At 64.1% G+C, this 13,212-nt stretch carries 5 protein-coding genes and 6 pseudogenes; 4 read left to right on the top strand and 7 right to left on the bottom strand.

All coding sequences use genetic code 11. The features are described from left to right. Positions 1-177: 177 nt before the first annotated feature. A pseudogene (locus tag ACZ53N_RS34140) lies at positions 178-405 on the top strand (helix-turn-helix domain-containing protein); the annotation flags it as partial. Between the two features lie 137 nt (positions 406-542). Here ACZ53N_RS34140 and ACZ53N_RS34135 read toward each other — a convergent pair. Beyond that, positions 543-932, bottom strand: coding sequence for a hypothetical protein (locus ACZ53N_RS34135; RefSeq protein ID WP_469144682.1), 390 nt, complete (start codon positions 930-932; stop codon positions 543-545). Between the two features lie 63 nt (positions 933-995). Further along, positions 996-1,106, bottom strand: a pseudogene (locus tag ACZ53N_RS34130) (hypothetical protein); the annotation flags it as partial. A gap of 2,990 nt (positions 1,107-4,096) precedes the next feature. Here ACZ53N_RS34130 and ACZ53N_RS34125 point away from each other — a divergent pair. Beyond that, a pseudogene (locus ACZ53N_RS34125) lies at positions 4,097-4,489 on the top strand (transposase); the annotation flags it as partial. A 158-nt stretch (positions 4,490-4,647) separates the two neighbouring features. Here ACZ53N_RS34125 and ACZ53N_RS34120 read toward each other — a convergent pair. The 4 genes and pseudogenes from ACZ53N_RS34120 to ACZ53N_RS34105 form a co-directional block, all read right to left on the bottom strand. Continuing rightward, positions 4,648-5,169, bottom strand: coding sequence for a transposase (locus tag ACZ53N_RS34120; protein WP_469144681.1), 522 nt, complete (start codon positions 5,167-5,169; stop codon positions 4,648-4,650). Between the two features lie 405 nt (positions 5,170-5,574). Next, a pseudogene (locus tag ACZ53N_RS34115) lies at positions 5,575-6,196 on the bottom strand (transposase); the annotation flags it as partial. Positions 6,197-6,367: 171 nt separating this feature from the next. Next, positions 6,368-7,089 (bottom strand): annotated as a pseudogene (locus ACZ53N_RS34110) (transposase family protein). 124 nt (positions 7,090-7,213) lie between these two features. Then, positions 7,214-8,311, bottom strand: a complete 1,098-nt coding sequence (locus tag ACZ53N_RS34105) for a hypothetical protein (RefSeq protein ID WP_469144680.1) — start codon at positions 8,309-8,311, stop codon at positions 7,214-7,216. A 372-nt stretch (positions 8,312-8,683) separates the two neighbouring features. On the opposite strand from ACZ53N_RS34105, the gene ACZ53N_RS34100 reads away from it, so the two are divergent. After that, a complete protein-coding gene (locus ACZ53N_RS34100; RefSeq protein WP_469144679.1) occupies positions 8,684-8,896 on the top strand; it encodes a hypothetical protein in 213 nt (70 codons plus the stop codon). Positions 8,897-11,903: 3,007 nt separating this feature from the next. Then, positions 11,904-12,184: pseudogene (locus ACZ53N_RS34095) on the top strand (IS5/IS1182 family transposase); the annotation flags it as partial. Between the two features lie 257 nt (positions 12,185-12,441). Here the strand turns inward: ACZ53N_RS34095 and ACZ53N_RS34090 are convergent. After that, positions 12,442-13,017 (bottom strand): group II intron maturase-specific domain-containing protein, encoded by a 576-nt coding sequence (locus tag ACZ53N_RS34090; RefSeq protein WP_469144678.1) that lies wholly within the window; start codon positions 13,015-13,017, stop codon positions 12,442-12,444. Positions 13,018-13,212: the final 195 nt, after the last annotated feature.

Here is a 13,212-nt window from a genome sequence, read left to right as displayed (position 1 = left end):
TCTTGGTCGACAACCCGCCTACCAGGAGCTTCGTCGTTCCGTCCAGCCGGCACCCCAGACACCCCGCACCCCACCACCAAGATGGAAAAGGCTCAATGTCTCCTTTGACGTTACTGAGGTTGAACTCGTGGTGTCGTGGGGGCTGATGTCTTTCTGGCCGTGCGGTATCACCGGGGCATGCGGTATCCACAAGGAGGCGGCCTGACCGCCGAACGGCAGTAGTTCCGCCAGGGGTTACGCCTGCAGGCGGCCGAGAGGTTCGCCCAGGGCGAGGCGGGCTCGGTGATCGCCAAGGACCTGCGGGTCAGCGTCCGCTCTGTGCAGCGATGGCGGAAGTTGTGGGACGAGGGCGGCCCGCGGGCGCTGCGGTCGCAGGGGCCTGCGTCGCTTCCGAGGCTGAGCGAGACGGCTGCCTCACCGAGACCGGCCTGACCATCACACCCGCCTGACCCACCACGACATCACGAGTTCAACCTCAGTAATGACAAATCGGTGTCGTATCGCCTGGCGATCGACGAGATCCCCGACCCAGCAGGGCTGATTCAAAGTCCAGGTGATCTTGTAGCGATGCTGGTCAGGGGCAGTCCGAGCAGGTCGAGTGGGCGGGTGAACGGCGTGTAGGAGACCTCCCGCAGTCCGGCGGCGATGCTGCGGAGGCCGGTGTCCCGCAGGGTGTTGACCGCGAAGTTCCGCAGAGTGGCCATGTTCTCCGGTCCGTGTCCGGTCCGGACCTTGGAGGCGTCCTCGGCGAATGTGGTGTCTCTGACGTGGTGGACAGCCTCGATGCCCCACTGTGACCTGGCGAGGCGGCCGATGAGCTGCGGCGATGCCTCCCGCGCTGTCATGTCGGTGATGGCGTGGACGGTCTGTCGGGTGACCTTCCCGGTCTTCAGGTCGGTGCGATGCCGCAGGATCTTCACCGCCTGGACCACGTGCGGGAAGTCCAGGCCGAGGAAGGTCCTGCGCGGACACGACGACTGCCCGCACCGGAACCGGCGAACCGTCAGATGTATCGTCGTCGGCCGTCCACCGACCGCGACGTCAGCGAGCTGCCGACGGTACCGTTCGTGGACTCGCTGCGAGTATGTCTGACCGCTCCCGCACAACCACAAAGCTGCAGGTCACAGTCCACAGCAAGACAGAGCGGGTCATCAGTCCCCACGACCGCTCATTGCCAAGGGAATATGCACCACTCGGTGGATGGCCCCGATAATCGCGTGTCGTGAGCCTGATATTTGACGGGCAGTGAGGGCTAGGGTTAAGTCGGTCTCAGCGAAATGTGCGAGGGTCGTGCGATACTCGGCAGAAATGCACGAGGCTAAGTAGTTCGTCGATCATATGCATTTTCGGAAGCGCGGTATGCGTTCGACATGCACACGCGCAATGACCTGCATGAGTACTTTCCGTCGCGGAACCGTAGGAGGGCCTGATGCCTAAGCGACCACCGGTACGGGCTGACGGCACGGTGTCTCAGCGGTGGGTGTCTGGGCGGTCTGGAGTGAGCGGCGGAACTCTTAGGAACCTGGCCCGCATTGGGCTCCTGCCGGACGCGGCTGAACTTCGACCGGTAGATGTCATTCTTGCCAAGGTTGCTGCGGATTTGGGTGCCACAAGATCCACGAATCGCGGCAGTCAAGTGGGCGAGCGGACGGAAACAGCTCTACGTCGAGACCGGATGGCAGTCGCACTGGTTCGTGAGTTGCTCGGTGGCGGTGCGGTCAGCCCACGAGCCCTGCTGCTGGTCATGCCTACTACTGTCACGGTAGTAACGGAGGACTACGAATTGCTCCGCGCTGCAGTTCAGGCCCGCGCAGCACGGGACTCTTTACACATTCTCCCGATCGGCGAGTGGGTCGGTGAACTGGTCTCTGTGCTGAAAGATGCCGTCACATCCGAGCACAGCGCGATAGCGGCCTAGCTGCTGGAGACCGTTAGCGCAGCAGGGATCGGAGCTTCTGCATTGTAGTCCGATCACTCTGCGATCTCACATAGAGCCTATGATCGGCTTGACGCTGGCAGGCCTCGCTTCCAGGTTCTTTTCGCGCGTTTGTCAGCAGTTCAGACCCCCCCCCCGGTACCTGGTCTCACACCGGAATCTCTACCCCGATTCGGCAGGACGCCTTCCTCTGTCGCTCAATGCGTTGCCCCCTGCCCGGGAGAGTCCAGTTGGACTGCTACCGGTCCCCTTAAAACGGAACTGATCAACTTTTGACAAGTGAGGGACTTATTAGACCGCGCGATCCCCCCTCACTGCTGAAGAAAAGTCACAACAAAACATGCCGTTGGGCGGTGTTTTGTACGGCGACTTCCTCCGCTTGCAATCACCGCCCAACGGCATGTGAAGGGTCCGGGCTGTCACTAGCCCTTCCATTCCCCATACGGTGGCTCGGCGCCACCTGACGCCATGACGGGAAAGAGACGCGCTACTCATCTTCTTCACTAACTGAACACCGCCTGACCGCTCAGCTCCTTATCCACAGTCACCGAGCGGCCAGATTCGCGTTGCCTCATTTTCCGTACTAGCTCCAGGGACAGATCATAGCCGCAATTCCCAGGGGTGGCACATCGCTGCCAAAACCTGCCCAGCCCGCCTTTGCGTCATCCCACGTGGGCTCAGCCGAAAGTGGGATCGAGCCACCGTCCTCTCGGCAAGTCCGGTGTCGTTATCGCCGAGACCGGCACCGGACTCAAGCCCGCCTTCATCGAGCAGTGTCCGCCGACGGACCACGGCTGGCAGCAGATCCGGGCGAATGGCGGCAAGCTTTCGAGTTCCACCCGGCGTTCGGTTCCCTGCGATCGGACTGGCGGCAGACGATCAAAGCGGTGATCCAGGCAGTGACTGCGGTCTGCCACTACGAAGCCTGTGTCGTGAGAATCAGCCGCCAGATACTGGCCGCCAAAGCCTCAAACCTGTCTGGACGCCCAGTATCTCCACACCAAGTCAAACGAGCTGTGAGGGCGTTCAGAGAAGCAGGGCTCATGATCACCCTGGAACACGGGAAGGCTCCCTGTGACACCAGGCCACGGGGAACCGTGCCTCTGTACGCCCTCACGGTTCCTCCACTAGTCGAGGACGCGCTCCCAGTACGTCAGCCTGGGGGGCGCGGCAGGTCATGGGAAGAGCGTCTGGCAGCACGCAGCCGGAGGGTGAGAGGAGCACTGGGGCTGACAATCAGAGAGGGCAGGCAGCAAGCCGTGCCGTGTAAAAGATCTCCAGGCCATCCTCGAAGCGCGGAACGTCGTGGCAGGCGCACTGTGGAGAGATCTGCACCCCCAAACCTCGGTTCTACCGAGGTGGGAACTCTCCCCCCCTACCCCCCGCTGGATCGCAACCAATATGCCGGTGCCACAGGTACGAACCCGAGAACGCCGTCCCCGCTGCCGACTCCGCCCCGCCCGCGGCGGGGAGTAGTCAGCAGCGCGGCCACCAACCGCTACGCCACTCGACTACTGATCGCCGATCTAGGGCACCACATGGTGCTGACTCGTATGAGTGCAGGATGTCTCGCCAGGCTGTTGGCGCCCTTCGCCCTCGCCGGCTGGTCAGCAGCCGACGTCCGGTATGCACTCGAACAACGACCGGACGGTACCGCGCACCGTTTCACTGACCGTGTCCGTAGGCCCTGGTGCTGGGCATCATGGAGACTGCTCTGGTGGCTGGACGATACGCGAGCGCCCCTGGCCTCGCGCTGGCAGCAGCTCTCCGGCGAGTCACCTTGCCTGCGGCACGACACACCGCTAACGCGGGCTGCCATCGCCGCTGGCAAGGCCGCGCCAAACAACGTTCGTCAGACCGCAGCGGCACCGGGCACCGGTCAGCTAGGGGAGGAGCGTCGCGTGTGCGCGCCCAACCCCGCCTATCTTCAGGCACGCAGCCAAATGAAAACCCAGCGCAAACAACAACTGGTCACGGTCGGCCCGTCTGAATCGCGGCAGCAAGCACAATGGCGTGAACCTGAAGAGAACTTCATCGCTACGGTCCTTCAAGCCCGGGCAGTGAGTAATCCGAGGACAAGGGCCCTCGATTTCTATCGAGCCCATACGAGTGACCATCTCTCAGTTGGCAGGTGATGAAGGACCCTGAGACTTCGTGTGAATCGACGCGCAGAGCGTCAAGACCTCCACCAGCGTCCCGGCCTCGAGCCAGGGTACGGATGTCGGGAAGAAGATCGTCGGGCGGAAGCGGAGCATCGTCATCGACACGGTCGGCCTCTTGCTCGCGGTGCTGGTCACCGTGGCGAGCGTGCAGGACTCCGTGGCCGGCACCCGGCTGCTGGACCAGGTCGCCACCGAACCCCCCGGCATCCGCAAGGTGTGGGTTGACGGCGGTTACCGCCAGCACCTCGTCGACCACGCGACCACCCTCGGCATCGACATGGAGATCACCGCCCGCACCGCCGGGACCAGGGGCTTCACCCCGATTCCGAAGCGGTGGGCGGTGGGACGGACCTACGGCTGGCTGATGCTCCACGTAATTGCGGCGGGGGACTGTTAGGAAAGCGCAAACTCGTTGGAGGACAGATGGGGAACAGTGGAACAACGGGAACGGATGACGGGCACTGACAGGAAGATGACCCCGTGGTTGAGCCGGTCAAGCCGTGATTGGTTCGAAGCGGACGGTCAGCCCGAGGCTGTTGGCTTCCTTGATCATGCGGCGCATGGCGCGTTCGGGTCCCGGCGGGTGAAGTGGTCTGCGCCGAGTTCTCGGTAGGGCGCGTGGTCGTGCAGGACGTGCCAGATAGCGATGACGAATTTGTGCATCACGGCGACCAGGGCCCGCTTGCCTCCTCGTCTGGCGGCCAGCCGCCGGAAGAAGACGCCGAGGTAGGAGTCCTTCTTCCTGATGGCGACCATCGCGGCGATCCCGAGCAGGTGTTTGAGGTTCCTGTTCCCGGGATGGGTGCGGCCGGACCGGTTCACCCCGGCCGACTCGTTCTGCCCGGGGCGGACCCCGATCCAAGAAGCAAGGCGGTGGGCTGAGGCGTACTGGGCCATGTCGCCCCCGATCTCGGCGATGACGATCTCTGCGGCGAGACGGCCGAGGCCAGGAATGGTGGCCAGACTAGCGAGGTCCCTCTCGCGTTCCGCCAGCAGGACGGAGACTCGGGCATCGAAGGTCGCGATGACGCTCTTCCAGCGGTCGATCTCGTCCAGATAGTGCCGGACCATGAGCGCGTGATGGTTTGTTACCCGTCCAAGGCCTCGACGAGTTCGGGGATCTTGTTCCTGGCCCGGCTCATCGCGAGGTCAGCGAGCCGGGCCGGATCCCGTTCCCCGCTGACCAGAGCCTCCAAATGACCCGGCCCGTCGCACCGACGACGTCGCTGAGAACGGAGGAGAGCTTCATCCCCGTGTCCTCCAGCTCCTTCTCGAGCCGTTGGGCTTCCCAGCCAGCCGCTCGCGCCAGCTCAGTGCGCCGGCGTGTGAGATCCCGTAGCTCGCGAATATCGCGCCCGGGGAGTCTGACACGCATGCTCCAGGCGGCGAACTGACGTCACCCTGGCAACAATCCGTGGTCCCTTGGTCGGCTCCCATCGCCATCCTGTAAAACGAGCTTGCCAGCATCGCAGGCTCATCGGCTGTGACCGCCAACGCCATACAGATCGGGCGGCTGGCAGCCTGGCCGTCGCGGATCTTCACGTTGACGCAGTCGATGAACACGGCCGGGCAGACGCGGCCGAGCGGGCGGGCCTGCCCTTCGGCCATGCCCTCCATCACCCCATCGGTGATCGTGGAGATCGTCTGCCTGCAGACCCCGGCCCCCCCGTAGACCTCGGCCAGACGGGCTGAGATCCCGCCGTGGGTGAGGCCCTTCGCGGAGAGCGGCAGCACCATCTCGTCGACGCCGGCCAGCCGGCGCTGCCGCTTCTTGACGATCTGCGGCCCGAACGCTCCCGCCCGGTCCCGGGACACGCCCGTCCCGACCGGCCGACGCCCATGACAACCGTCTTGGAGCATTTCCCGTCCCTCGAGTTGCCTCCGTTCTTGCCCGCGGGGATCGTGCCGGCCATAACCGAGAGGGCCCGTCACCTCGAGCCTCGAGGGCGGACTCCAACAGCCACTTCGTCAGCTGCTGGAACAGCCCGCCCCCACCCGTCAGCCGCAGGCCCCCAGCCCGGGCCCGAGCCACGAACTCATTCACAAACCGGTCATCCACGCCCGCCGACGCAGCCTCCGCCCCGGACGGCGTGGCCATGTTCCCGCTGGTCACAGGCGCAATCCTCCATAACCGGAGTTACACCGCTCCTTTACAGCCCCTCCGACCCCATTTCCCGTACCCGAGGTGATCAGCGCAGCCAATCTCGCCCACCTGTAAAGAGTGTTCCGCAACCCGGTGAGCGGGCAGGCTGGTGCCGGGTGTGGGTGGTCATGCGGCGAGGGCGAGGTTGCGCATGTGGGCCACCGCCTGGACCGCGTGGTGGAGGCTGTCGCCGCGTTGCCGACAGTCGTGGAGAAGCTTGTAGTTCTTCATCCGGGCGAAGGCTTGCTCGACGCGGGCTCGGATCCGGCGGTGCTCGGCGTTGTCCTCCTCCTCGCCCTTCAACAGCGGCCGACGGGGGCGTTTGCGGTGCGGGACAATCAGTCCCGTGCAGATGCAGGCCCGTCGCCGAGCACGGTCACGCCCTCGCACGACGGGGCCAGACCGGGACCCCGCCAGGCGCGGGCATGTGCCGGGCACCGGCCGGGCCGCGACCACCGCGAGGCGGGTGTCGCATCCACGATGACCTCGCGGAGAACCGGTAGTTACGGCTGGACGCGGCAACCCTGCGGCTCCGTACCGGGATCAGCGTCCCGTCCACGATCCACAACCGCTCGTCGGCACCCTGAGGGCGCCGGACGGGCTCGAGCGCGAGCAGCGGGCCCAGCCGCTGGATCACCCGGCATACGCCGGCGGTGGAGACACCGAACAACACGGCGACCTGCCGCATCGTGAGATTCGTGCGGTAGTAGACCGCGATCAGGAGCACCCGCTCGGCCAGCGGCAGAGCCCACGGCCAGCCCGCGGGCCTCTCCGCCCCGCTCGCGCACCACCCGCAGCAGCCGCTCGAGCTGCACCCACCGCAACCCAGTGAACGTCTCCACCCACACCCGCTCGGCCGCAACACCCCAGCCACCCGCTCACCGGGTTGCGGAACACGCTTTACAGCGGCGGCGCCCGGCGCCTTCGCCCCGGTGGCGATCAAGCATCGGGGCAGTCTTTCTGGAGTACGGGTTAGAATTCCCATACGAGGTCGGGCTTCAGGAGGAGGAAACGGAGGTTGTCGGCTCCAACTCGCACTCGGTGAGTAGCCACACGATCCTTTTGACTAGTGTTTCGATAGATTGCCCCAGCTTGCAACAGAGCATCAGGGAGCGAACGGTCTACGTAGCTGTTCACCCGCGAGTCTCCACTAGCCTTGAGCAGCATGTTCAGGTTGCTGGTAGTGATACCAAGGGCGGGGCCGCGCTGAGGGAGCCAGTACACAGCCGGGCCTTTGCCCTCCCATCCCTTGCCACCGCGGTATGTGACGCCTTGATCCTGCTCAGTCCGCCCTGGCACCACAGAGGTGATGACGCCCTTCTCATCGCGGATGTGTGCATGGCCATGCGCCAGGGCATTGCGGAGAACCTCAGCGACTGCGGTGGCAACACTGTCCTGTGCGGTGCTCTGCTCCTCTATCCGAGCCGCTTGCTTGGCCAGAGACTGCGCTAGGGGGGGCGCGACCACATCGATCAGCTCAGTCATGTCCAGGCCAGTCACTGCTGCCACGAGACCCAGGCCAGAGAGCATCGCTCCCGACGCAGCGATCACGCCCTCCATGGGGTCGCTGCAAGCTGGTACAGCAGCCTGTACGTGGGGCGTCAGCTGCCGGAGTGCTTGCGCCTCGAGTTCCTCAAGGTAGGCCCCAGCCTTCTCGATGGAAGCCAGGTGGGCGATGATTCGGTCGCCGATTGTGCGTAGCGGCACAGTCAGGCTCTCACCGCCTCCCCTCTTGTACCATCGCCAGTCGACGTCGCCGTCATCGCGCGATAGGTACGCCACGACCGAGCGGCGGTAGAGAGACTCTTGCATGGATGGCGGGAGCATCTGAGCCGCGAGTGTTGGGATGGAGCGGATCCGGTTCCCAGGCTTAGCGGTCAGATCACGGTTACGTCGGCCCTTGATTTCGGTGGCGTTGCCAGCTGCACGAATGATGAGCTCAAGCTTCTTCTCTATATCCCGTACTTCCGCAGCCGATGAGACTCGAGTGAGGGGCATATCGTCGAGAAGGGTAGGCATATCTCCTTCGAAGTCGATAGCGCACTCAATATCCGTAACGGTGCTGTTCATTCCCTTAGTGACCACGGGAGGCCAGGCTTTAGGGCGTGGGGTGAGCAGTAGGCTACGGGCAGTGTTGGCTGCTGAGGTCTTCCCGGAATTGGGCGCCGCGTCGAAGACGAAGGCAGCATCCACTGGGCGCAAGGTATAGGCAAGGGACCGCGCGCCCACAGACAGGGCCATCAGGGGAGCCCAACCATGCGTCGCAATGTCGTGGAGAGCCTGACGGCATTCACTGTCCGTGGCCATACGCTCCAGCGGGGCAGCTGCCCTTCGTAGAGCCTCCGGGGCGCCAATGATGCGTGCGGAGCGGTCGGCGGGGTAAGTGCGGCCGTCGGCATAGATGTACGTGAGCCCGAGGTCAGGCAGGCGATGCCAGCCCGTGTGAGTGACCACATAAATGCGGGGCAAGCGTTTGCCCTGGTCAGTAATGATATTCAGGAGGACTTCGCGCGTGGCTCTGGACGCAGCACCACTGTCATCGCTGAAATCGTTCCACCCATCGGCTGTGCGCAGATCGGCCAGGCTTTTGGTGAGTGTATCGGCACCGATGGTGATGGTGTAGTAGCGGCCTGCAGACTTGCCGTCATCGCCTAGAACCACAAGGCGCTCCGAGACATACGGAGCCCAGTCTAGAACAAGGTCCCAGCCAGCCACCTTGCCGCGCCGAACTTTCCAGACGGCGCCTCCGCCCTCGTCGGCTTCGTAGCGCCAGCCTGCTGAACCGATGACGGGGCGACCAGGCGGGCGAGCCTCTGGCTCGCCATCATTATCTCGCTCGTCCAGATCAGCCCGCCGCGCCTCCAGCCTTGGCGCACGTTTAGCAAGAGCCAGGGGTCGGACGATAGCAGGGGGGACAGAGGAGGCCGGAGTGGTCCCGACGAGGGCGAGGTCCTCGTCGGTCACCTCGATTGCCTCGTCCATGCTATAGCCGGCAGCCAGGTGATCGCCCAGGCTTCCCGGGGGTCGGACCACGGCGCCGAAAACTACCCGCACCGAGGCAGCAGCCGTTCCCAGGGCTCCGAGGACCGCCCGAGCTCTGGACAGGCTGCGGGCACTGCAGCGCGCTGCGACCACTACCTGAGCGTCCCGCAACTGCTCGATGTGACGATTCCGCCAATGGCAGCCTGTGCCCCGGTCCTCCCCGTAGGGACGGCAAACCGCTACATACCCGGCGGCACGCAAGGTGTCAACTTCGCCTTCGTCGGCGCACAGATACACAGTGCACCCCGCCCCAACAGCGTCCGCCAGCTGCGGGGTGCCGTACAAGGGCAGTCCGTTGAACGGCATGCCCTTCAGGTACGAGACCCTGGCATCAGCCTCACCGCAACTGCCCCTGACGCACCGGCGTCGACAAACCTCGGCGATGATCACGCCACTCTCGTCGGCATAGGGATAAGCGGCGTCGAGCTGAAAGACGTGGTCGCAACGGGGATGTGCATCCCTCTCCGCAACTCCACGCGCTGGCACATCGTTCCGGAGATCACCCCAAAGGCCGCCTGTGTCCCGAAGAGGAGGCTTGAGAGCGACAGGACAGTGAGCCGCCTGCATAGGGTTGTCGTGCAAGTCTTCCGGAGTCATGCCGAGGGCGTCGATGACGCTCTCGGGAGTGCAACCTGGGGTGCCATGACATACAAGGATCATGCAACCCGAACTTGTGCTGGCCACCGGCTCCCACACTGCCGAGAGCAACGCGGGGCGCGAGTGAGATCCTCCAGGGCAACGGGCCGCGAGAGCTACGCTGTTGCGAGACTGAGGACTGCAGCCTAGCAACTCTAGCACGGAGAACAGCTTCACGTAGGAAGGCCGACGTTCTGCGGTGTGCTGTTGGACAAGGGCGTGCACGGTCACTGGGCGACCTCCTGGAAGGGAATCCGGGAGAGTCTTTGGGCTTGTGTACGAACGATATTACAGAGGTGCTCCCTCAAGGCGAGGCAGTGCCAGAGATCGATCGCTGAAAACTGCTCCCACCCTTTGCCGTCTGGTAGGTGTGCGTCGCAGATAGTCCCCAACTGACCCAGCACTCGCACAGTGAAGTGCTGAGCCCGACACTGACCTTCGCTATCGAGCGCGACCAGTCGGGCAAGGACCTCCGGGCACCAGGCCAGGATCTGCTCTGGGACGCCATCGGTTGAGTCTCTCCAGACGCCTCCGGTCTCCTCGAAAGTGGTAATGCGGAACCACCACCCGGCCGACCCGTTGACCCTCTCCATGGCGGTCTGGGGCGGAATTTCAGCGGTCGTAAGGGTCGCTGCGGAGTAAAGGTTCCGCACCCAGGTGTCGAGAGACTTACGGAAAGCGGCAGCCATGGGTACTCTCTCCCTTCTAGCGGTAACTGAGCTCGCTGGCTGAATACGCCTGGGCGCACGGTCGAACATTCATCCGTGCTCTTGGGTGGAGCCCAGGCAACGAGCTTGCCGATGGGAGGCCCGGAAGCTTCTTGGCGGAGGTGTCCGGGCCTCTCTATATCTACGGGTTAGGCGACAGCTTTAGCTTTGACGGACGCAGCATTGGCGGCTTCTTCGAATCTGGCTCGCATGATCTCCCAAACCAGAGCCTGAAGGTCTTGCGCTGCCCTGATCACTGCCTGAGGATTTTCCGCGATGGCGCGCGCCGAACGCTCGGTAAGCAACCCCACGGACAGAGCGGAAGCTATCCGCTGCCCGTTCTCTTGTGAGATCCCTCGGCGAACGTGGTGACCCGGAACGTTGGCGGTTGCAGCCACTGAGGTAACGGTTGGTCTCGTAACAGCCCCTGACATTTTGGCAATTTCTGCCGATGTGAGACCTGGACGCCGATCAGGACCGCGGTGCGTTGGGGTGTGCACGGGTCCCCCTTCCAGCCATCATTGAAAATCTACCAGCCGTCAACTTAGCGCGGCGGTAGGGCTCGTCGGCCGAAGAAACGCAGATCTTGGCCAGGTTCACCACATCGGTGTACGGGCGGCCCACACTGTCGGCCCTACGATGTTGAGGGGACGCACCCGTCGCGCCCACCCGTTGGCGAAGCGGCAACCTGTCCGAGTCAATGGTCAGCCACCGAGAAGAAACGATTTTGCGCAGTAGAAACCTCACAAAATCCTCACCAAACGGGTGGCTCGCCTTCCAAGAAACAGGCGACTCACCAGTGCCGATGCAGCAGAGCTGGCGGCAACTGGCGACTTAGGCGGTGATATCCGTCCTTGACTGATTGGTGGCTGCGAACCTTCCGGAAGGAGAACGTCCAGACGCCTTGAGGAGCCCCAAGCCGACTGCGGCGGAAAAGGCGGTACTTCAAACTCTTGTAGCAGGGCGCAGAGGGATCTGCCGTGCCCCCCCGGTAGCCGAGGCTTTGACCAGCCCAACGGTTTCCGGAAGCTCGTTCCAGACCCGGGCCCAGTACCGCCGGGATAGAAAAGGCGCAGGCTCAACCCTCGCACCGGTTCCAGCCAGTGCTGCCCATAGTGCCCAGGCACCGCGTACACGCCGCCTTCAATAACACCGACGGCACCTTCATCAGCGAAGTTCATCACCGCCACCAGCCGTCATGACTTCTTCGTCATCCCAGGCACGTGCCCGCAGGCCTCGATGAATGACGTTCCGTAAGCCCAGTCGTTGAGCGGCTTGTGCCGGGTGAGTTGTGGGAGTTGTTCCAGCGGGTGAGCCGGGGGCGCCGGCACGGTGACCGGGAGGCGCTGGCTGCGATCGTGGTCGTGGTGTACGTGGCAGCAGCTGCCCTCGGCGTCGTTCGAGCCGTCCGGACCACGGCCCGTCGGCGTTTCTCCGAGAGGACGCAGGCCAGGGTGTGGGCGAAGCTTCATCGCCCGGCACCCGGGATGAGCTGGACTGGTCGCCCTGTGCGATCGGCTCGGTGAACATGCGGCCGATGAAAGGGCGCCTCTATGGCCTTCGTCGAGCCGTAGCCGGTGTGGGCGGCTGGTAGAAGGTGCCGTCTCGGAGCATGGCGAAGTGGACGTCGATGCGGCGTCGTGCGAGTGTGACGAGGGCTGCGATGTGGTGTTTGCCCTCGCGGCGGTGAGGTCGGGCCGGGGCGCCCTGCCAGCATTGCTGCTGGTGGGTTTCTCCGGACCGCCTCCCGAACCCGGCGTGCCCGTTACCGAGCACCGGGCTCTCCACAAGTCCCGCTGGGTTGCCTCGGGTTCCTCATCCCGTGGTCGGCCATGGCGAGGGGATCACAGCGCCCCGGTAGCGGTAACGCGTGGTGCGTACCTTCTCCGGGCCGAACAGCGTGGTCTCCTCGGTGGTCGGCCATCCCTTCCTGTCGTGGTAGCGACGGCTGAGTTCCTTCCAGTGGGTCCGGCGGTGTTTGCGTCTGATCCACTTCCAGACCTGGTGCCACACGATGTGGTGCAGGTATTGGAATGTGGCGCTGGACACGCCGGGCCGGAAGTAGGCGCACCATCCCCGCAGCATCGGGTTGAGCTGTTGCAGCAGGTTCGGCAGCGGCTGGTTGACGTCCATCCGGCACGCGATCTTGACCTTCCTGACGATGGTCCTGACGGACTTCTTCGCCGGGTAGGTGTAGACGTAGTGCCGTTCGGTGCCCCGCTTGCGGTGGCGCTGGATGCGCCAGCCGAGGAAGTCGAGGCCCTCATTGATGTGGGTGATCCTCGTCTTGTCGAACACCTTCTTCCCCGCCCGGTTCACGGCAGCCGCATGGTGATCGCCCTTCCTGACGTCCAAGCCCAGATAGACGTCGATGCCAATCTCGTCCGACATGACCTTCGCTCCCGTGCTCGCCCGTTCCCCGGCCCCACCTGCCGCATCAGCGTGCCGGCATCCACGTTACGAAGAGATTGCCCGAGGGCACTCCTGCCTCTAAAGCCTGTCCCGCAACTCGGTAGAGGGTTAGCGTTGCCCCCTCTGTCCTGGTTTGGCGCCGTCGAACGGTGACCGGGAAAACCGGACAGAGCG

It is taken from the genome of Streptomyces sp. NPDC033229 (assembly GCF_055576875.1).
The sequence above is the reverse complement of the archived record's forward strand: the minus strand, read 5'-3'. Positions and strand labels throughout refer to the sequence as shown.

Excerpts from the sequence above, each read along its gene's own strand:
- ACZ53N_RS34120 (WP_469144681.1), bottom strand. The coding sequence starts at position 5,169 with ATGGTCCGGCACTATCTGGACGAGATCGACCGCTGGAAGAGCGTCATC.
- ACZ53N_RS34105 (WP_469144680.1), bottom strand. The coding sequence starts at position 8,311 with ATGAACAGCACCGTTACGGATATTGAGTGCGCTATCGACTTCGAAGGA.
- ACZ53N_RS34090 (WP_469144678.1), bottom strand. The coding sequence starts at position 13,017 with ATGTCGGACGAGATTGGCATCGACGTCTATCTGGGCTTGGACGTCAGG.